Below are 17673 nucleotides of genomic sequence, written 5' to 3'. Positions count from 1 at the left end.
GAGACGCCAATGCTCGATATCAAAAACCTGCTGGTGCGCCGTGGTGAAGGCGCGCTGGCCCATCACGTGCGCCTGCCGCACTTGCAGGTGGGTGCCGGGGAAATCCTCGCCATCACCGGAGAGAGTGGCAGCGGCAAAAGCACCTTGCTCGAAGCCATTGGCTTGTTGCTGGCGCCGGTCGAGCTCGAGCGCTTTCGGCTGGGCGCTGCTCACGATCAGGACATCGCCCAACTGCTGGCCAGCGACGACCAGCCAGCCTTGGCGGCCGTGCGTTCGCGTCATCTGGGGTTCATTTTGCAGAGCGGCGGCTTGCTGCCGTTTCTGAGTGTGCGCGACAACATCAGCCTGCCGCGCCGCTTGCTCGGCATGCCGGTCAAGAGCGCGCATGTCGATCACGCGGTTGAGGTATTACGCCTGCAAGGGTTGCTGGATAAACAGCCACAGGCGCTGTCGATCGGTGAACGCCAACGCGTTGCCTGCATTCGTGCAATTGCCCATGAACCGCTGCTGCTGTTGGCCGACGAGCCGACCGCGGCACTCGATCCGCACAGCGCCCGGCGCTTGTTCGAATTGCTGCTGAGTCTGGTGTCGAGCATGGGCCTGAGCGCCTTGGTGGTTTCCCATGACTGGGCCTTGCTCAAGGATTTCGGCTTGCCGCGACTTGGCGCTATCAGCCGTCAGGGAGAGACTCTGTTTGAACCGATGGACTGACCGCTTGCGCCTGCTCGGAACGCTGGCCCTGCAAGACCTCTGGCACGACCGCAAGGTGTCGTTGTGCATCGCCGCCTCGCTGGTGGCGGTGATCGCGCCGCTGTTGCTGCTGTTCGGCCTCAAGCACGGCGTGGTCAGTCAGTTGCAGGACGAACTGCTGCGCGACCCGCGCAACCTTGAAGTGAAGATGCTCAGCAATGGCAACTACGACAGCGCCTGGATCGAGCGTGTGCGCCAACGTCCCGAGACCGGTTTTGCCCTCGGCCAGACACGCTCGCTCAACACCCAGGCCGACTTGCTGATCGGCATGCAACGGTTTGTCGAAGGCGCGGAAATCATCGCCACCGAGCCCGGCGACCCGCAACTGAACCTGCCGCAACTCAACCCGACCGGCGATCAAGTGATCCTCAGCGCCCGCGCCGCGCAACGTTTGCAGGCCAAGGTCGGCGACCGCGTGCAACTGCGCGTATTGCGCCGCCTGGAAGGCGTCAACGAACGCGGCGAGATGACGCTGACGGTGCTGGCGGTGCTCGACGGCGCGCGTTTCGGACGTGCTGCAGGGTTTGTCGCCCCACCGCTGCTGCTGAACCTGGAACGCTTTCGCGACGGTTATCAGGTCAGCGCATTCGGCATCGCAACCGGCAAGCCTCAGGGTGATCTGCAACCGCTGTACGCCCGCGCCCGCCTCTATGCCCGTGACATCGACCAGGTAGCACCACTGGAACGCTGGCTCAACGAACAACACATCGAAACGTCGAGTCGATTGGCCGACATCGACAACGTCAAAGCCATCAATCATGTGCTGGGGCTGATCTTCGGGGTGATTGCCCTCGCGGCGTTGATCGGCTGTGTGGCGTCGATGGTCGGGGCCTTTCTGGCCAACATCGACCGCAAGCGCAAAAGCCTCGCGGTCCTGCGTCTGCTGGGTTTCAAACGCACGGCGATCGGCGGTTTCGTGGTCCTGCAAGCACTGGTGCTGAGCCTCGCCGGTTACCTCGGCGGATTGGGCTTTTACGCGGTTGGCAGTCATTTGTTCGACTACCTGCTCGGCAGCAGCCAGGCCACCGGCACCTTCGTTTGCCACATCACACTCTGGCATGGCCTCGCGGCCCTGCTCCTGACCTTTCTGGTCGCTGCACTGGTGGCCGTTATCGGCGCCGTACGAGCGATCAACATCCAACCTGCGGAGAGTCTGCGTGAGCTATAAACGTTTGGGCTTGCTGTTGCCCCTGAGCTTCGGCTACTTGCTCGACGCCTCGGCGGCGGGCTGGGAAGAGAAGTTTTACAACCCGATGCCCGAGACCAGCGACGTCGTGCTGCCGATGCCGTGCGAAGGCTCGATGGTATTTCGCAAGGTGTTCATTCCGGTGGCCGGACCGCTTGACGACTATCCGATCAACATCGGTCAGGACGGCGCGGAATACGGCTACGTCGAACAGACTCGACCGACCTTCATCGCAGGCAGTTTTACCGGCGCGAAAAATGATAAATCCCGCTACTACTTGATGGCCAAGTACGAGATGAGTCAGCTCCAATACGCCGCGCTGACCGACGAAACCTGCCCCACCGCCGCCACCAAGATGCGCCTGCCGCAAGTGTCCGTGAGCTGGGTGCAAGCCGTCGAGGCGGCTGACAAGTACAACCTGTGGCTGCGCAAAAACGCCGCGGCCAAGCTGCCGAAAGAAGACGGCGCACTGGGTTTCCTGCGCCTGCCGACGGAAGTCGAGTGGGAGTTCGCGGCGCGCGGTGGCCTGGAGGTCGGTGCGGCAGAATTTCGCGATACACGCTACCCGATGGCCGAGGGCATCAACGCTTACGAGTGGTTCGCCGGGGCGCAATCGTCCAACGGCAAGCTGCAGTTGTCCGGTTTGCAAAAACCCAATCCGCTGGGCTTGCACGACATGCTCGGCAACGTCGACGAGATGATGTTCGAGCCGTTTCGCCTGAACAAACTCGATCGCCAGCACGGCCAGGCCGGTGGCTATGTGGTCCGGGGCGGCAACTACCTGACCGCTCAGGCCGACCTGCGCACTGCGTTGCGCAAAGAAGAGCCGTATTACAACGCCGAAGGCCAAGTGAAAAACAAAACCACCGGCCTGCGTCTGGTGCTGGTGTCGCCGACCCTGACCTCCCGCGAGCGCGTGGCTGGCATCGAAAGCAGCTGGAAGAAACTCGGCACCGGCAGCAAGGAAACCGAATCCGCCGACAAAGGCACGGTTCAGTCGCTGAACACCCTGGCCTCGGGCGTGGAAGACAAGGCGCTCAAGGAAAAGCTTCAAGCGTTGGAAAACCAATTGCGCGCCAGCAACCAGCAGCAGGAAGAAACGCGCGACCAGGCGATCCGCGCCAGCCTCAACCTCGGTGCGTTCCTGTGCACCAAGATGCTCGACGACGGCCAGTACGTGGACTTCCTGCAGAAGAACTACAAGCTCAACTGCGAATCTGCCGACAGAGACGCCAGCTGCGACATGCGTAAAGGCAAGCTCGACGAGCAGAAGGATCGCCTGCACAAACTCAGCCGGTACTACGCCAGCAGCCTGGTGGAATCAGCGACCTTGTACGGCCAGCCACTGCTGGAAGCGCAGGTGCCGGTGATGGAAGAAATCATCACCCGCAACAAACAGCTGCAGGAGCTCAAACCTTATTTGCGCACCCACTGGGCCAATCAGAAGACCTTCCTGCAAAAGCAGAAGATCGACACTGACGCCTGGCTGACCAGTTGCAAAACCGTCACTCAATAACTTTCTCAACAACAACAGCCAACACCGTCACCAAGGAGTTTCACCATGTCGCGCAGCCTTTGGACTCGCTTCAAGCTTCAGATCGCTTTCGTCCTCACCGGCAGCCTGCTGCTGACCGGTTGTGCCAACACCGGCAGCTCGATGCTCGGCGGCAGCGACGGCGCCGACCCGCGCCTGACCCAAGGCAATGACGCACAGTTCTTCAGCAAATCCGGTTACCAGGCCTGCGCGGTCGGCGCCGGTGTCGGCATCCTCGGTTGCGCGCTGTCCAACAGCAGCAACAAAGCCGTCTGCGCCATCGCCGCCGGTATTACCGCGTGTGGCGTGGCCATGGGTGCGAACTACTATCTGGATCAACGTCGCAGCGAATACTCCGACACCACCACTCGCCTGGCGAAGATGAACAGCGATGTCGAACTGGACACTCAGAACGTGATCGCCCGTACCGCGACCGCTCAGCAAGTGATCAATGATGATCAGGCGCGCATCGCCCAGATCAAAAAAGACATCGCCAGCAAAAAGGTCGACAAGACCAAGGCTCAGGTGCAGATCGCCGAGATCGACCAGAACATTGCACGTCTGCGTAAAGACCTCGGCAACATGCGCACCAAAGTCACCGAGTACACCAAAGTGGCGGACGCCGAGCGTGCGCAAGGCACCAGCACCGAGATCAAACAGGTGGACGTGAGCATCCTGAAGCTGAACGAGAAAGTTGCCGCCCTGCAAAAAGAAGTCGACGGCCTTTACAACCAGCGCTCCGCGATCACCCTGGGCTAAACACATGACTCTACGACAGCTGGCGGTCCTCACCGCCGTCCTGGCCTTGAGCGGTTGCGCGACGAAGCCGGGCGAATGCGATGCGACCAATCGCGACAGCAGCATGCTGACCAAAATGAACTGTGACTACTCCGGTGGTTACAGCGATCAGGTCAAGCAGAAGGAGCAGGCCCTGACCGTGTCCCGTCAGGAAAACGCAATGTTCCGCCAGGTGTACGAGAACATTCAGGCCCAGCAGCTGAGCACCAAAACCGACCTGGCCAGCCAGCAGAAATCGCAGGCTGAACTGAACAAGTCGCTGGGCCAGTTGCTGACTTCGCTGAAGGCCCGGCATGGCAATGAAAGCCAGGTGCAGAAGCAGATCGCCGGGCTTGAGCAGCAACTCAAGGCCTCGCAGGCTGCGCCCGCGACCAAGGCGTCTCCTGCGACGCTGGCGGCCAAGCAGGAACAACTGAAGGCGTTGCAGAAGAAAGTTAACCAGCTGCAATTCAGCCTCGGTTACGAAGAGTAACTTTTCACCCCGCAGGCCTCCCGATGGAGGCCTGCATCTTTTCAGGAATCGTCGTCATGCAGCGGGTCATCAGGGATGCGCAAGCCACACCGGAGGGGATGAGTGCGCTGCAAGCCAAAGTCGCCCTCATCCAGAAACACTTTCCGCCGACCGTCGCCAGCCTCTTCGCCATCCCGCGAATGGGCAGCGGCGACGTGCTGGAATGGTGGACCGAACTGGGTGGCCAACCCACGCCCTATGCCGACCTCAGCGAGGACGCGCAACGACGCTTGCTGGAAACCTATGAAGTGCGTCAGACGTCCCTTGGACAGCTGGCGGACGAACTGCAAAAACGCGGTCAGCCCACGGTAGCGAATGACCTGCGCAGCCTGCTCGGCACGCCCGAACTGGACAAACTCTACAGCCTCAACGGCGAACCGCTGGTGGTGCGCTGGAACCAGCGCCCGCCGAAACCGATCGTGCCGCCGGTTGTTCCGGTGGTGCCGGTCGTGCCGCCGTCGCGTCGTGGCTGGTGGATCGCGGCGGCCTTGCTGGCGTTGCTGTTGCTGCTTCTGGCGCTCTGGGCTTACTGGTGGTTTATGCACCGTGAACCCGTCGTCGTGGTGGTTCCACCTGTAGCGCCCGTGGTCACACCGGTCGAGAAACCGGTTGAGCCTGTTCCCGAGCCTGTCGTAGAGCCGGTGCCAGTGCCGGAACCGGTTCCAGAACCAGAACCCGTGCCAGAACCGGTCCCGGCCCCCAAGCCCGTTCCGCCGCCAAAACCGGTGGTGGTCGCCCCGCCACCGGCGCCGACGCTGGACAACTTCGCGTGCCGTAAAAAAGCGCCAAACGCAGAGATCCCGCAATTCGTCGTGGTCTTCGACACCTCGAATTCGATGAATCTGAACATCAAGTCAGTGAAAGCCGACGAAGACTGGGTCTTCGGCAATGAGCTCAACAAGTACCTGGATGCGAACCGCACCATGCAGGTCTTCGCCAAACCCACCCGCATGGACGTCGCCAAAGACTCCATGGTCGGCATGATCAACGGGCTGGACCCGAAGATCGACACGCGCCTCATCACCTTCGCCGGCTGCAACAGCACACCGGACCAGGGCGTGTTCAAGTTTGGCGACCGCCAACGGCTGATCAACGGGATTCGAGGCCTGGAGCCCAACGACGGCACACCGCTGGCCGACAGCCTCGCTCACGCTGCAAGCACCGTCGACGGGCGCAATAACGATGCCGTGATCGTGATGTTCGTCGACGGTGAGGACGGTTGCCAGAAAGACGCTTGCGCGGTATCCCGCCGAATCGCCAAGGAACAACCGCGCCTGCGGGTCAACGTGGTGAAAATCGGTGCCGGTGGCCCGTCACGTTGCATCGCTGATAACACCGGTGGCCGGGTTTACAGCAGCACCAACGCGGCGGAGCTGGGCAAGCAGTTGAAACTGGCGAGCAAGGAAGTGTCGAGCAACGCCAAGTGCGATTAGTCGTCTGCCTGGGCAAACCCCAGTAACAACGCAGCGACTTCCAAGACTTCATCCAGGGCCGCTTCGGCGGCCTTGGCTGATGGTTGCAACAACAGGTCATCGGCGTAGCCCATCGCCTGCGCAAAGATCTGCCGCGCTGCCCGTTCCGGAGAAGCACAGCGAAACACCTCAGTGACGACACCTTGCTCGATGATCTGCGCCAGCATCGTCTGCCATTGTTTGTTGACGACCAGGTAAGCAGCGGCCAGTTCGGCGTCGTGCATCGCTTCATCCCACGCGTCCAGCCACAGCGCCCAGCCATCGTCGGCGGAGGCCGGCAGGCAATCCTTGAGAAAACCCTGCAAAGCCATGAGTGGTGCAACGCCCGCCAGCGGTGCGCGGACTTCTTCCAGCTGTTCGTTGGCAAAACGTATGAAGGCTTCGCGTCGCAACTCCTTCCAGTCCGTGAAGTAGTGATAAACGTGACTGCGTGACAATCCGGCGTGCTCAGCCAGGTCACGGGTAGACACATCGGCGAAACCTTTGCTGCGAAACAGCTCCAGTGCGGAGGCGATGATCTGGTCTTTGCGTTCAGTGCGCGACATTCGGAAATAACCTCGTGGCGCCGGGCAGATGGACGGCGCTTGCTTCTTGAGCGGTCGCTCAAGGATACTTGAGCAGTCGCTCAATAGTAGCGTTTATCTTTCTCTTGGTGCACCCATGACAGCCGTCACCCCACACATCCTGATCGATGAAAGCAAAAAACTCGGTCAGCAATCCGCCAGCCAGACGCTCAAGGCCATTGCCAGGGCCTATCCCGGAAAGCTGTTTTTTACGTTATCGCTGGTGGCGCTGGAGAACGCGCTGCTGTTGGCGTATCCGCTGTTTGCCGGCTTCGCCGTGGACTCGATCATCCGTGGCGATGCCACCAGTGCGCTGTTTTATGCGCTGGTGGTGTTGGCGTTCTGGGTGGTTGGGGCCGCACGCAGGGCGGTGGATACCCGCACGTTCACGCGAATCTATGCCGACCTCGCCGTGCCGGTCATCCTCAATCAGCGCCTGCAAAACCAGAGCACTTCCACATCGGCGGCGCGGGTGGTGCTGGCGCGCGAATTCGTGGATTTCTTCGAGAAGCATGTGCCGACCATTGCCACGGCACTGGTGTCGATCGTCGGCGCGGCGGTGATGCTGCTGGTGATCGAGCCGTGGATTGGTCTGGCCTGCCTGATGGCGTTGCTGTTGTGCATGACCTTGCTCCCACGGTTCGCCCGGCGCAATCAGGCGCTGCATGAGCGGTTGAATGATCGGCTGGAGAAAGAGATCGGGCTGGTCGAGAAAGTCGGCGCTGACACCTTGCAGCGCCACTATCGAGTGCTGTCGCGGCTGCGAATCGGGCTCTCGGACCGTGAGGCCATCGCCTATCTGTTCGTAGGCTCGGTGGCGGCGGTGCTGTTTGTGATCGCCATCAGTCAGCTGGCGTTGTCACCGGCGGTGAAGGCGGGGCATGTGTATGCGGTGATGACGTATCTGTGGACGTTTGTCAGCAGTCTGGATGAAGCACCGTCGATGGTGGATCAGTTGGCGCGGTTAAAGGATATCGGCAAGCGGGTTGATCCGGGGCTTGGGGATAAGCTTGAGGATTGAGGTGATGCCAATCGCGAGCAGGCTCGCTCCCACATTGGGTTTGTTGTGAACACAGAATCTGTGAACACCAAAATTAAAATGTGGGAGCGAGCCTGCTCGCGATGGCTATTTCAGAGGCGACTCAACGAAACCGGTCAACCTCTTGGCGCAGGTCCGCCGCCAGCTTCTCCAGCTCTTTGGCGGTCACGGCCAGGTTCGACACCACTTCGCGCTGCTCACTGTTTGCCAGCGCAATGCTTTGCAGGTTGCTGCTGAGCAACGTCGCGGTGCTGCTCTGCTCCTGAGTCGCGGTGGTGATCGCCGCGAATTGCTGGCCCGCCGAACGGCTTTGCTCATCGATCCGCGCCAGGGCCGAGGCCACGTTGGCGTTGCGTGACAAGCCTTCCTGCATCAGCACGTTGCCCTGCTCCATGGTGCTGATCGCGTTGCCGGTTTCCTGCTGGATGCTTTGAATCATCCCGGAAATCTCGTCAGTGGCCTGACGCGTACGCGACGCCAGGTTACGCACCTCGTCGGCCACCACCGCAAAACCACGACCCTGCTCACCGGCACGGGCCGCTTCGATGGCCGCGTTCAGCGCCAGCAGGTTGGTTTGATCGGCGATCGAGGTAATCACCCCGACGATGCCGCCGATTTCCTGGGAGCGCTGGCCGAGGGTGTTGATCACGGTCGCGGTGCTGTTCAGCGCGCCGGCGATTTGCTCCAGCGACGAGGACGCTTCGTCCATCGACGTACGACCGATCTGCGTTTGTTGTGCGTTTTCCTGTGCCAGGCGCTGGGTGCTGCCCATGTTGTCGGCAATGTTCAGAGAGGTCGCGCTGAACTCTTCCACGGCGCCAGCCATGCTGGTGATTTCGCCCGACTGCTGCTCCATCCCTTCATAGGCGCCACCGGACAGGCCGGACAACGCCTGGGCGCGGCTGTTGACCTCGCCCGAGGCCTTGCGGATGTGCTCGACCATGGTCGACAAGGCCTGGCTCATCTGGTTGAAGGCACGGGCCAGCTGGCCGATTTCGTCATTGCTCGACACGCTCAGGCGCACGCTCAAATCACCGGCGCCCAAGGCTTCTGCCTGGCGCACCAGATCACCCAGCGGCGCGAGTTTGCTGCGCAGCAGCCAGACTGCCGAACCGACTGCGATCAACATCGCCAGCAGACTGCCGATCGCCAATTGAATGCCGACGCTCCAGGTCACGGCGCTGATTTCAGCCTGCGGCATGCTTGCCACCACCGACCACGGACCGCCTTCAAACGGTACGGCTACGCTGTAAAAGTCTTCGGACTTGTCGCTCCAGAAGTCGCCCTTGCCCGGGGTTTTCGCCAGATCGACGATGGCCGGAACTGCCTGATCCAACGCTTGCACGCCGGCGATCGGCACCAGCCATTTGCGTTGTTCATCCAGCAACGCCAGCGATCCGGTCTGGCCGATGCGGAAGCGTTTGAGGTTTTCGAACTGCGCGTTCTGCGCGTCGGTGTAATCAAATCCTACATACAGCACGGCGATGACCTTGCCGCTGCTGTCACGTACGGGGGTGTACTGCGACATGTAGAAGCGTTCGAACAGCAAAGCGCGACCCACGTAATTCTGCCCCGCCATCAACCGCGCGTAAGCCGGGTTTGCATGGTCGAGCAACGTGCCGATGGCGCGGGTGCCGTCCTGTTTGCTGACGTTCGTGCTGACCCGGATGAACTCATCGCCGCTGCGTACGAACACCGTCGCAACGCCCGCGGTCATTTGCTTGAACTCGTCCACTTCCTTGAAGTTGTTGTTCAACACTTCACCGCCCAGGTGCAATCCAGGCGTCTGGGTGCCCGCCACTGTCACCGGTTCATCCGGATGCACGCTCAGCCCCGCGCTGAAGCGCTTCTCGAACAGACCGGCCAGACGCTGGGTGCTTTCACGCAACGTGCCGTGAAAGGTGCTCAACTGATCGGCCAGCAACCGGGCTTCACTGGCCAGGTGCTCTTCGCGGGTGGCAAGGTTGGCGGAGTCCAGCGAACGCAGGGCGAACACGGTACTGCCAGTGATGACAATCGCCAAAATCACGGCGAGCGCAAGACCAAGCTGTGAGGCGATCCGGGCACGAGGTTGAGACATGACAGCTCCTGGCCGAGTGACCGGATCATCCTGATCACGATGCGCACTCGGCAAAAATTCAAATGGGAATTGCGACGAACCTGCACGAAGGTTCCACCTGCAGATTTTCGGCGGCAAATCTGAATACTTGAGTAAATAGCGGGGATATGGCGCAAAGCCTCTATTGCAGAGGCTCTATCGATTCAGCTCAAGCGCTCGACATCCGGTAAATCCATGGCCCGGACCTCGCCTTGGAGGAAATCGCTGAGCCGGCGCAAACGTTCACCTCCTGGACGGGTTTTCGGCCAGACGAGGTAATAATTCTCGCCGCTGGCGACGGCTGTAGGCCATGGCAAACTCAGGCGACCCTGTGCAACGTCCTCCGCCACCATCAGCAAATCCCCCATGGACACACCGTAGCCCCGCGCCGCAGCAATCATCCCCAGCTCCAGCGTGTCGAACACCTGCCCGCCCTTGAGCGACACCTGATCGGCCAGGCCCATGCGTTGCAGCCACGTGCGCCAGTCACGCCGGTCCGGTGCGGGGTGCAGCAACTCAGTGCTGGCCAGGCGTGCGACGTCCCACGGTTGATCGTCCATCAGGTTCGGTGCGCCGACCGGAATCAACTCCTCCGGGAACAGCAGCGTGGCCTCCCAGTCCGGTGGAAAATTCCCGGTGCTGAGGATGACGGCGCAGTCGAAGGGTTCGTGGTTGAAGTCCACGGTATCGATGTCCATCCACGCACTGGTCAATTGCACTTCGTTGCCCGGTTGCAGGTGCCGGAAGCGGCTCAGGCGTGCCAACAGCCAGCGCATGGTCAAGGTCGACGGGGCCTTCATGCGCAGGATGTCGTCTTCGGCGCGCAAGGTATTGCAGGCGCGTTCAAGCGCGGTAAAACCTTCACGAATGCCGGGCAGGATCAACCGCGCCGACTCGGTCAGTTGCAGGTTGCGCCCGCTGCGGTGAAACAGTCGGCAGGCAAAATGCTCCTCGAGCGTACGAATGTGTCGGCTGACCGCACTTTGGGTGATCGACAATTCTTCAGCGGCGCGGGTAAACGAGCTATGCCGCGCCGCCGCTTCGAATGCGCGCAGGGCATACAAGGGAGGAAGACGACGGGACATGCGGAAAGCTCCTATAGCGCGGTTACGCCACGTTAGCAGAAACTTGTCAGCATGAGTCTGACTCATGCCACCCATCCTTTTTATCCCTTTGTGAAAAGCCCGCAGAGCGCCGAGAATCGGCTCTCTCCTGTTCTCTCTGATAATCGAGGCGTGATGACCATGCAGCATCCAGCACGTACCGAACTCTGGGCCATCCTGCGGCTGGCGGGGCCGTTGATTGCCTCGCAGTTGGCGCACATGCTGATGGTCCTCACCGACACCTTGATGATGGCGCGCCTGAGTCCGGAAGCGCTGGCCGGTGGTGGCCTGGGCGCGGCGACGTATTCGTTCGTGTCGATCTTCTGCATCGGCGTGATCGCGGCGGTCGGCACGTTGGTGGCGATCCGTCAGGGCGCGGGCGACATCGTCGGCGCTGCGCGACTGACCCAGGCCGGATTGTGGCTGGCGTGGTTGATGGCGCTGGTGGCGGGTTTGCTGCTGTGGAACCTCAAACCGGTGCTGCTGCTGTTTGGCCAGACCGAAACCAACGTCCAGGCCGCCGGGCAGTTTCTGCTGATCCTGCCGTTTGCCCTGCCCGGCTACCTGAGCTTCATGGCCCTGCGCGGCTTCACCAGCGCCATCGGCCGGGCGACGCCGGTGATGGTCATCAGCCTCGGCGGCACGGTGGCTAACTTTCTGCTCAACTATGCGTTGATCACCGGGATGTTCGGCCTGCCAAAAATGGGCCTGGTGGGCATCGGGCTGGTCACCGCGATTGTCGCCAACCTGATGGCCGTGGCGCTGGCGCTGCACATCCGTCGGCATCCGGCTTACGACGCGTATCCGCTGCGCCAGGGTCTGTCGCGGCCTAACCGTCAGTATCTGAAGGAGCTGTGGCGCCTCGGCCTGCCCATTGGTGGCACCTACGCGGTGGAAGTCGGGCTGTTTGCGTTCGCCGCGCTGTGCATGGGCACCATGGGCAGTACGCAACTGGCCGCGCACCAGATCGCCCTGCAGATCGTATCGGTGGCGTTCATGGTTCCGGCGGGCATTTCCTATGCGATCACCATGCGCATCGGCCAGCATTACGGCGCCGGGCAATTGCTGGATGCGCGGTTGGCCGGTCGGGTCGGGATTGCGTTCGGTGCTGCGGCGATGCTCGGCTTCGCGATGGTCTTCTGGTTCCTGCCGAATCAGCTGATCGGCTTGTTCCTGGACCATAACGATCCGGCATTTCGCGACGTCATCAACCTGGCTGTGAGCCTGCTGGCGGTGGCGGCGTGGTTCGAGCTGTTCGACGGCACGCAAACCATCGCCATGGGCTGCATTCGCGGGCTCAAGGATGCCAAGACCACGTTCCTGGTCGGCCTGGGTTGCTATTGGCTGATCGGTGCGCCCGCCGCGTGGTGGATGGCGTTCAACCTGAACTGGGGGCCGACGGGCGTCTGGTGGGGGTTGGCGCTGGGGCTGGCGTGTGCGGCGGTGAGTTTGACGCTGGCGTTTGAGTGGAAGATGAAGCGGATGATTCGGCGGGAGCCGTCTTCAAAGCGTTTCGACATCCCCCAGACCGAGTGAGATCCCCTGTAGGAGCGAGCCTGCTCGCGATAGCGGAGTGTCAGTCAACATCATGGTTAACTGACACGGCCTCATCGCGAGCAGGCTCGCTCCCACATTTTGATCCGTGTTTAGACCACGACTTCCAGGGCGGGATGCTGGCTGCTGCCAAACGTCAGATACTCAACCAACTCCGCCAACGGCAACGGCTTGCTGATCAAATAACCCTGCACTTGATCGCAGCCAAACCCGCGCAGCAAATCCAGTTGCTCCGCCGTTTCCACGCCTTCGGCCACTACTTCAAGATTGAGGTTGTGCGCCAGGTTGATCATCGCGTGGACCAGTTTGCGGTTCTCTTCGCGCTCTTCCATGCCGCCGACAAAGCTCTTGTCGACCTTCAGCAACGCAATTGGCAGGCTGTTGAGGTGCACAAAGGAGGAGAACCCGGTACCGAAGTCATCCAGCGAGAAGCGCACGCCCAGGCGCCCGAGGGCGTCCATGGTCTGCTTGACCAGATCGCTGCGCCGCATGACCGCGGTTTCGGTCAGCTCGAATTCCAGCCATTGCGCCTCGACGCCGCGCTCGGCAATCAGCCGGCTCAGGGTCGACAGCAATTGGCTGTCCTGAAACTGCCGGAACGACAGGTTGATCGCCATGTGCAGCGCCGGCAAACCGCGCTCGCGCAACGCCTGCATGTCCCGCAGGGCCCGGGAAATCACCCAGTAACCGAGGGGCACGATCAGGCCGCTTTGCTCGGCCAGCGGCACGAACTCGCTGGGCGCCAGCAAACCGCGCTCGGCATGTCGCCAGCGCACCAAGGCTTCGAGGCCGACGATCTGGCCGTCCTCCAGGTTCAGGCGTGGCTGGTAATGCAACTCCAGCTCGTCCCGACGCAAGGCCCGGCGCAGCTCGCTTTCGAGGTCGGCCATGCTGCGGGCATTGCGATTGATGCGTTCGTTGAAGATGTGGAAGGTGCAGCCCTGAGTGCTCTTGGCTTGCTGCATGGCGATGTGTGCGTGCCACATCAGCGGGTCAGCGCCGGCCTGGGCCCGGGCGTGGGCAATGCCCAGGCTGGAACCGATCAGCAGGCTTTCGCCGTCGACCCAGTAAGGCTCGGCCAGGGCTTCGGTGATGCGTTCGGCCATCCATTCGGCGCGCTGAGGCGCGCGGCGGGTGTCGATCAGCAGGGCGAATTCATCGCTGCCCAGCCGCGCCAGTTGATCGCCGGCCTCAAGCTGGCTTTTCAGCCGCGCAACCACCTGCAGGATCAAGCGGTCGCCAGCCTGGTGACCGAGGGCATCGTTGGCGTGACGGAAGTTGTCGAGGTCAAGGTGACCGAGGGCCAGCCCGCGACCGTCGTTTTCCGCCAGACGCGCGGCCAGCAAGGTCTGGAAACCCTGGCGGTTGGCGATGCCGGTCAACGGATCTTGCTCGGCCAGGCGTTGCAGGGTGTTTTCCAGCAAACCGCGTTCACGCACATGGCGCAGGCAGCGACGCAGCATCCCGGGATCGAGATGGTCGCGCACCAGCCAGTCGCTCACGCCATCGGGCGGCGCCAGTGGCTCGTGCTCCAGCAATAACACCGTCGGCAAGCTGCAACGGCCAGGAAGTGGCTGAAGCGCAGGAATCGTCAACAACACCGCGCTGCGGTTGTCATCGAACAGACTGCTGACCGACTCCCAGCTTGGCGCGCTGATCAGCACGGCCGAGCTCCCCATCGGAGCCAGACACTCGCGCAACAACGCTGTCCACGCCGGCTCTTCGGCCAGTAGCAGCAAACGCAAGGGTTCGACAGGCGTAGACAAGCTAGCTCCCTAGACTCTGCAAAGATGTAGGCGGCAGGCATTATGCCGCGCCATCAACCAATGACCAAATGACATCAGTTATCAAACGTGGCTTTGTGTCTGGAATACGAACATTAGCCGCAAATTCACCGCGCATCCTGCTTGAAAGTATCAAAACCGGCAATTAGAGAAAGCGTGTTACGTCACAAGTCGGAGAGAGCAGCACAATTCGCTGAGCCTGTTAAAATGCCGGCCCATTTCGTACTGACTCCTGAATTTACGTATGTCCCGACTCAATCCCCGGCAGCAAGAAGCCGTGAGCTACGTCGGCGGCCCTCTTTTGGTGCTCGCCGGTGCAGGCTCCGGCAAGACCAGCGTGATCACGCGCAAAATTGCGCACCTGATCCAGAACTGCGGGATCCGCGCCCAGTACATCGTCGCCATGACCTTCACCAACAAGGCCGCGCGCGAGATGAAGGAACGGGTTGGCACCCTGCTCAAGGGCGGCGAAGGCCGTGGCCTGACGGTGTGCACCTTCCACAACCTGGGCCTCAACATCATCCGCAAGGAACACGTGCGGCTGGGCTACAAACCGGGCTTCTCGATCTTCGACGAGACCGACGTCAAAGCCTTGATGACCGACATCATGCAGAAGGAATACGCGGGCGACGACGGCGTCGACGAGATCAAGAACATGATCGGCTCGTGGAAAAACGACCTGATCCTGCCCGCCGAAGCCCTGGAAAACTCGCGCAACCCCAAGGAACAGACCGCCGCCATCGTCTACACCCACTACCAGCGCACGCTCAAGGCGTTCAACGCGGTGGACTTCGACGACCTGATCCTGCTGCCGGTGAAGCTGTTCCAGGAACACGCCGACATCCTCGAAAAATGGCAGAACAAAGTCCGCTACCTGCTGGTGGACGAATACCAGGACACCAACGCCAGCCAGTATTTGCTGGTGAAACTGCTGATCGGCACGCGCAATCAGTTCACCGTGGTCGGCGACGATGACCAGTCTATCTACGCCTGGCGCGGCGCCCGTCCGGAAAACCTGATGCTGCTCAAGGACGATTACCCGTCCCTGAAAGTGGTCATGCTGGAGCAAAACTATCGCTCCACCAGCCGCATCCTGCGTTGCGCCAACGTACTGATCTCGAACAACCCGCACGAATTCGAAAAGCAGCTGTGGAGCGAGATGGGCCACGGCGACGAGATCCGCGTGATCCGCTGCCGCAACGAGGACGCCGAAGCCGAGCGCGTGGCCGTGGAACTGCTGACCCTGCACTTGCGCACCGACCGGCCGTACAGCGATTTCGCGATCCTGTATCGCGGTAACTATCAGGCCAAGCTGATCGAGCTGAAGCTGCAGCACCACCAGATTCCGTATCGACTGTCCGGCGGCAACAGTTTCTTCGGGCGTCAGGAAGTGAAAGACCTGATGGCCTACTTCCGCCTGATCGTAAACCCGGACGACGACAACGCCTTTCTGCGGGTGATCAACGTGCCGCGCCGGGAGATCGGTTCGACCACCCTGGAGAAGCTCGGCAACTACGCCACCGGGCGCAAAATCTCGATGTACGCCGCCACCGACGAAATCGGCCTGGGCGAACACCTGGATGCGCGCTTCACCGATCGCCTGTCGCGCTTCAAGCGCTTCATGGACAAGGTCCGCGAGCAATGCGCCGGTGAAGACCCGATCTCCGCGCTGCGCAGCATGGTCATGGACATCGACTACGAGAACTGGCTGCGCACCAACAGCTCCAGCGATAAAGCCGCCGATTACCGCATGGGCAACGTCTGGTTCCTGATCGAGGCGCTGAAAAACACCCTGGAGAAAGACGAAGAAGGCGAGATGACCGTCGAAGACGCCATCGGCAAACTCGTCCTGCGTGACATGCTGGAACGCCAGCAGGAAGAGGAAGATGGCGCCGAAGGCGTGCAGATGATGACCTTGCACGCCTCCAAGGGTCTGGAATTCCCTTACGTGTTCATCATGGGCATGGAAGAGGAAATCCTCCCGCACCGCTCCAGTATCGAAGCCGACACCATCGAAGAAGAGCGCCGCCTGGCTTACGTCGGGATTACCCGCGCCCGCCAGACCCTGGCCTTCACCTTCGCCGCCAAGCGCAAGCAATACGGCGAAATCATCGATTGCGCGCCGAGCCGCTTCCTTGACGAGCTGCCGCCGGACGATCTGGCGTGGGAAGGCAACGACGACACACCGGTCGAAGTTAAAGCGGTTCGCGGAAATACCGCATTGGCTGACATACGCGCGATGTTAAAGCGCTAGAATTGCCTACTTTTTAACCAAACACTTTTTACAAGCTAGGCGCACCCGGCGCCAGTAGAGGAAAGCTTCATGGAAGCACTGCACCAGAAAATTCGCGAACAAGGCATCGTGCTGTCCGATCAGGTCTTGAAAGTCGACGCCTTTTTGAACCACCAGATCGACCCGGCCTTGATGAAGCTGATCGGCGACGAGTTCGCTGCGCTGTTCAAGGACTCGGGCATTACCAAGATCGTCACGATTGAAGCTTCGGGCATTGCCCCGGCGATCATGACCGGCCTGAACCTCGGCGTACCGGTGATCTTCGCGCGCAAGCATCAGTCCCTGACCCTGACCGAAAACCTGCTGTCGGCGACCGTTTACTCGTTCACCAAGCAGACCGAAAGCACCGTGGCCATCTCCCCGCGCCACCTGACCAGCAGCGACCGCGTGCTGATTATCGATGACTTCCTGGCCAACGGTAAGGCGTCCCAGGCGCTGATCTCGATCATTAAACAGGCCGGCGCGACCGTGGCCGGTTTGGGTATCGTGATCGAGAAGTCGTTCCAGGGCGGCCGTGCCGAGCTGGATGCGCAGGGTTATCGGGTTGAGTCGTTGGCTCGGGTGCAGTCGCTGAAGGATGGCGTTGTCACCTTCATCGAATAACCCGCCACACCGCATTTCCCTGTGGGAGCCAGCCTGCTGGCGATGGCGTCGTGTCAGTCAACATCTTCATGACTGACAGACAGTCATCGCCAGCAGGCTGGCTCCCACAGTTGTCTTGTGAACAGGCCGGCGCGACCGTGGCCGGTTTGGGGATCGTGATCGAGAAATCGTTCCAGGGCGGGCGTGCGGAACTGGATGCGCAGGGTTATCGGGTTGAGTCGTTGGCTCGGGTGCAGTCGCTGAAGGATGGCGTTGTCACCTTCATCGAATAACCCGCCACACCGCATTTCCCCTGTGGGAGCCAGCCTGCTGGCGATGGCGTCGTGTCAGTCAACATCTTCATGACTGACAGACAGCCATCGCCAGCAGGCTGGCTCCCACAGTT

General features: G+C 61.1%; 15 protein-coding genes. 11 read left to right on the top strand and 4 right to left on the bottom strand.

Annotated features, from left to right (window positions below; genetic code table 11):
* Window positions 1-9: 9 nt before the first annotated feature.
* Genes ACRC4F_RS06730 through ACRC4F_RS06705 form a run of 6 tightly spaced genes read left to right on the top strand, consistent with a single transcriptional unit; the run spans window position 10 to window position 6212 of the window.
* A complete protein-coding gene (locus ACRC4F_RS06730; RefSeq protein ID WP_438658622.1) occupies window positions 10-711 on the top strand; it encodes an ABC transporter ATP-binding protein in 702 nt (233 codons plus the stop codon).
* A complete protein-coding gene (locus ACRC4F_RS06725; protein WP_438658621.1) occupies window positions 695-1918 on the top strand; it encodes an ABC transporter permease in 1224 nt (407 codons plus the stop codon). Before ACRC4F_RS06730 ends, ACRC4F_RS06725 begins: the two co-directional genes overlap by 17 nt.
* A complete protein-coding gene (locus ACRC4F_RS06720) occupies window positions 1908-3452 on the top strand; it encodes an SUMF1/EgtB/PvdO family nonheme iron enzyme (protein WP_438658620.1) in 1545 nt (514 codons plus the stop codon). The genes ACRC4F_RS06725 and ACRC4F_RS06720 overlap by 11 nt, the downstream gene beginning before the upstream one ends.
* A 45-nt stretch (window positions 3453-3497) precedes the next feature.
* Window positions 3498-4229, top strand: coding sequence for a hypothetical protein (locus ACRC4F_RS06715; RefSeq protein WP_438658619.1), 732 nt, complete (start codon window positions 3498-3500; stop codon window positions 4227-4229).
* Between the two features lie 4 nt (window positions 4230-4233).
* The gene (locus tag ACRC4F_RS06710; protein ID WP_438658618.1) at window positions 4234-4740 is read left to right on the top strand and encodes a hypothetical protein; all 507 of its coding nucleotides are present in this window, start codon (window positions 4234-4236) and stop codon (window positions 4738-4740) included.
* Between the two features lie 56 nt (window positions 4741-4796).
* Entirely contained in the window at window positions 4797-6212 is a 1416-nt protein-coding gene (locus ACRC4F_RS06705) for a VWA domain-containing protein (protein ID WP_438658617.1), read from the top strand.
* Here the strand turns inward: ACRC4F_RS06705 and ACRC4F_RS06700 are convergent.
* A complete protein-coding gene (locus ACRC4F_RS06700) occupies window positions 6209-6796 on the bottom strand; it encodes a TetR/AcrR family transcriptional regulator (RefSeq protein ID WP_438658616.1) in 588 nt (195 codons plus the stop codon). The two genes, ACRC4F_RS06705 and ACRC4F_RS06700, sit on opposite strands and share 4 nt — an antisense overlap.
* Window positions 6797-6911: 115 nt before the next feature.
* Here ACRC4F_RS06700 and ACRC4F_RS06695 point away from each other — a divergent pair, with 115 nt between their 5' ends.
* Window positions 6912-7835 (top strand): ABC transporter six-transmembrane domain-containing protein, encoded by a 924-nt coding sequence (locus tag ACRC4F_RS06695; RefSeq protein ID WP_438658615.1) that lies wholly within the window; start codon window positions 6912-6914, stop codon window positions 7833-7835.
* 121 nt (window positions 7836-7956) lie between these two features.
* Here ACRC4F_RS06695 and ACRC4F_RS06690 read toward each other — a convergent pair whose 3' ends face one another.
* Window positions 7957-9933 (bottom strand): methyl-accepting chemotaxis protein, encoded by a 1977-nt coding sequence (locus ACRC4F_RS06690; protein WP_438658614.1) that lies wholly within the window; start codon window positions 9931-9933, stop codon window positions 7957-7959.
* Between the two features lie 182 nt (window positions 9934-10115).
* On the bottom strand, window positions 10116-11036 hold the full coding sequence (locus tag ACRC4F_RS06685) for a LysR substrate-binding domain-containing protein (RefSeq protein ID WP_438658613.1): 921 nt from the start codon (window positions 11034-11036) through the stop codon (window positions 10116-10118).
* 159 nt (window positions 11037-11195) lie between these two features.
* Here ACRC4F_RS06685 and ACRC4F_RS06680 point away from each other — a divergent pair, with 159 nt between their 5' ends.
* Entirely contained in the window at window positions 11196-12590 is a 1395-nt protein-coding gene (locus ACRC4F_RS06680; protein WP_438658612.1) for a NorM family multidrug efflux MATE transporter, read from the top strand.
* A gap of 110 nt (window positions 12591-12700) precedes the next feature.
* Here ACRC4F_RS06680 and ACRC4F_RS06675 read toward each other — a convergent pair whose 3' ends face one another.
* The gene (locus ACRC4F_RS06675; RefSeq protein WP_438658611.1) at window positions 12701-14374 is read right to left on the bottom strand and encodes a putative bifunctional diguanylate cyclase/phosphodiesterase; all 1674 of its coding nucleotides are present in this window, start codon (window positions 14372-14374) and stop codon (window positions 12701-12703) included.
* A gap of 262 nt (window positions 14375-14636) precedes the next feature.
* Here ACRC4F_RS06675 and rep point away from each other — a divergent pair, with 262 nt between their 5' ends.
* The 3 genes from rep to ACRC4F_RS06660 all read left to right on the top strand — a co-directional run bounded on the left by rep (window position 14637) and on the right by ACRC4F_RS06660 (window position 17560).
* Window positions 14637-16646, top strand: coding sequence for a DNA helicase Rep (gene rep / locus ACRC4F_RS06670; protein WP_438658610.1), 2010 nt, complete (start codon window positions 14637-14639; stop codon window positions 16644-16646).
* A gap of 69 nt (window positions 16647-16715) precedes the next feature.
* Window positions 16716-17288, top strand: coding sequence for a xanthine phosphoribosyltransferase (locus ACRC4F_RS06665; RefSeq protein WP_109626693.1), 573 nt, complete (start codon window positions 16716-16718; stop codon window positions 17286-17288).
* 68 nt (window positions 17289-17356) lie between these two features.
* Complete coding sequence (locus ACRC4F_RS06660) at window positions 17357-17560, top strand: hypothetical protein (RefSeq protein ID WP_438658609.1); 204 nt, start codon at window positions 17357-17359, stop codon at window positions 17558-17560.
* Window positions 17561-17673 lie beyond the last annotated feature (113 nt).

Origin of the sequence: Pseudomonas sp., assembly GCF_051660785.1 — a bacterium.
GTDB lineage: Bacteria > Pseudomonadota > Gammaproteobacteria > Pseudomonadales > Pseudomonadaceae > Aquipseudomonas.
Note: the sequence above shows the minus strand (reverse complement) of the source record. Positions and strands in the feature narration are given on the sequence as shown.

What these genes read in the sequence shown, in the direction of transcription:
- ACRC4F_RS06730 (WP_438658622.1), top strand. Translation starts at nt 10, where the DNA reads ATGCTCGATATCAAAAACCTGCTGGTGCGCCGTGGTGAAGGCGCGCTG.
- ACRC4F_RS06715 (WP_438658619.1), top strand. Translation starts at nt 3,498, where the DNA reads ATGTCGCGCAGCCTTTGGACTCGCTTCAAGCTTCAGATCGCTTTCGTC.
- ACRC4F_RS06710 (WP_438658618.1), top strand. Translation starts at nt 4,234, where the DNA reads ATGACTCTACGACAGCTGGCGGTCCTCACCGCCGTCCTGGCCTTGAGC.
- ACRC4F_RS06705 (WP_438658617.1), top strand. Translation starts at nt 4,797, where the DNA reads ATGCAGCGGGTCATCAGGGATGCGCAAGCCACACCGGAGGGGATGAGT.
- ACRC4F_RS06700 (WP_438658616.1), bottom strand. Translation starts at nt 6,796, where the DNA reads ATGTCGCGCACTGAACGCAAAGACCAGATCATCGCCTCCGCACTGGAG.
- ACRC4F_RS06695 (WP_438658615.1), top strand. Translation starts at nt 6,912, where the DNA reads ATGACAGCCGTCACCCCACACATCCTGATCGATGAAAGCAAAAAACTC.
- ACRC4F_RS06690 (WP_438658614.1), bottom strand. Translation starts at nt 9,933, where the DNA reads ATGTCTCAACCTCGTGCCCGGATCGCCTCACAGCTTGGTCTTGCGCTC.
- ACRC4F_RS06685 (WP_438658613.1), bottom strand. Translation starts at nt 11,036, where the DNA reads ATGTCCCGTCGTCTTCCTCCCTTGTATGCCCTGCGCGCATTCGAAGCG.
- ACRC4F_RS06680 (WP_438658612.1), top strand. Translation starts at nt 11,196, where the DNA reads ATGCAGCATCCAGCACGTACCGAACTCTGGGCCATCCTGCGGCTGGCG.
- rep (WP_438658610.1), top strand. Translation starts at nt 14,637, where the DNA reads ATGTCCCGACTCAATCCCCGGCAGCAAGAAGCCGTGAGCTACGTCGGC.
- ACRC4F_RS06665 (WP_109626693.1), top strand. Translation starts at nt 16,716, where the DNA reads ATGGAAGCACTGCACCAGAAAATTCGCGAACAAGGCATCGTGCTGTCC.
- ACRC4F_RS06660 (WP_438658609.1), top strand. Translation starts at nt 17,357, where the DNA reads ATGACTGACAGACAGTCATCGCCAGCAGGCTGGCTCCCACAGTTGTCT.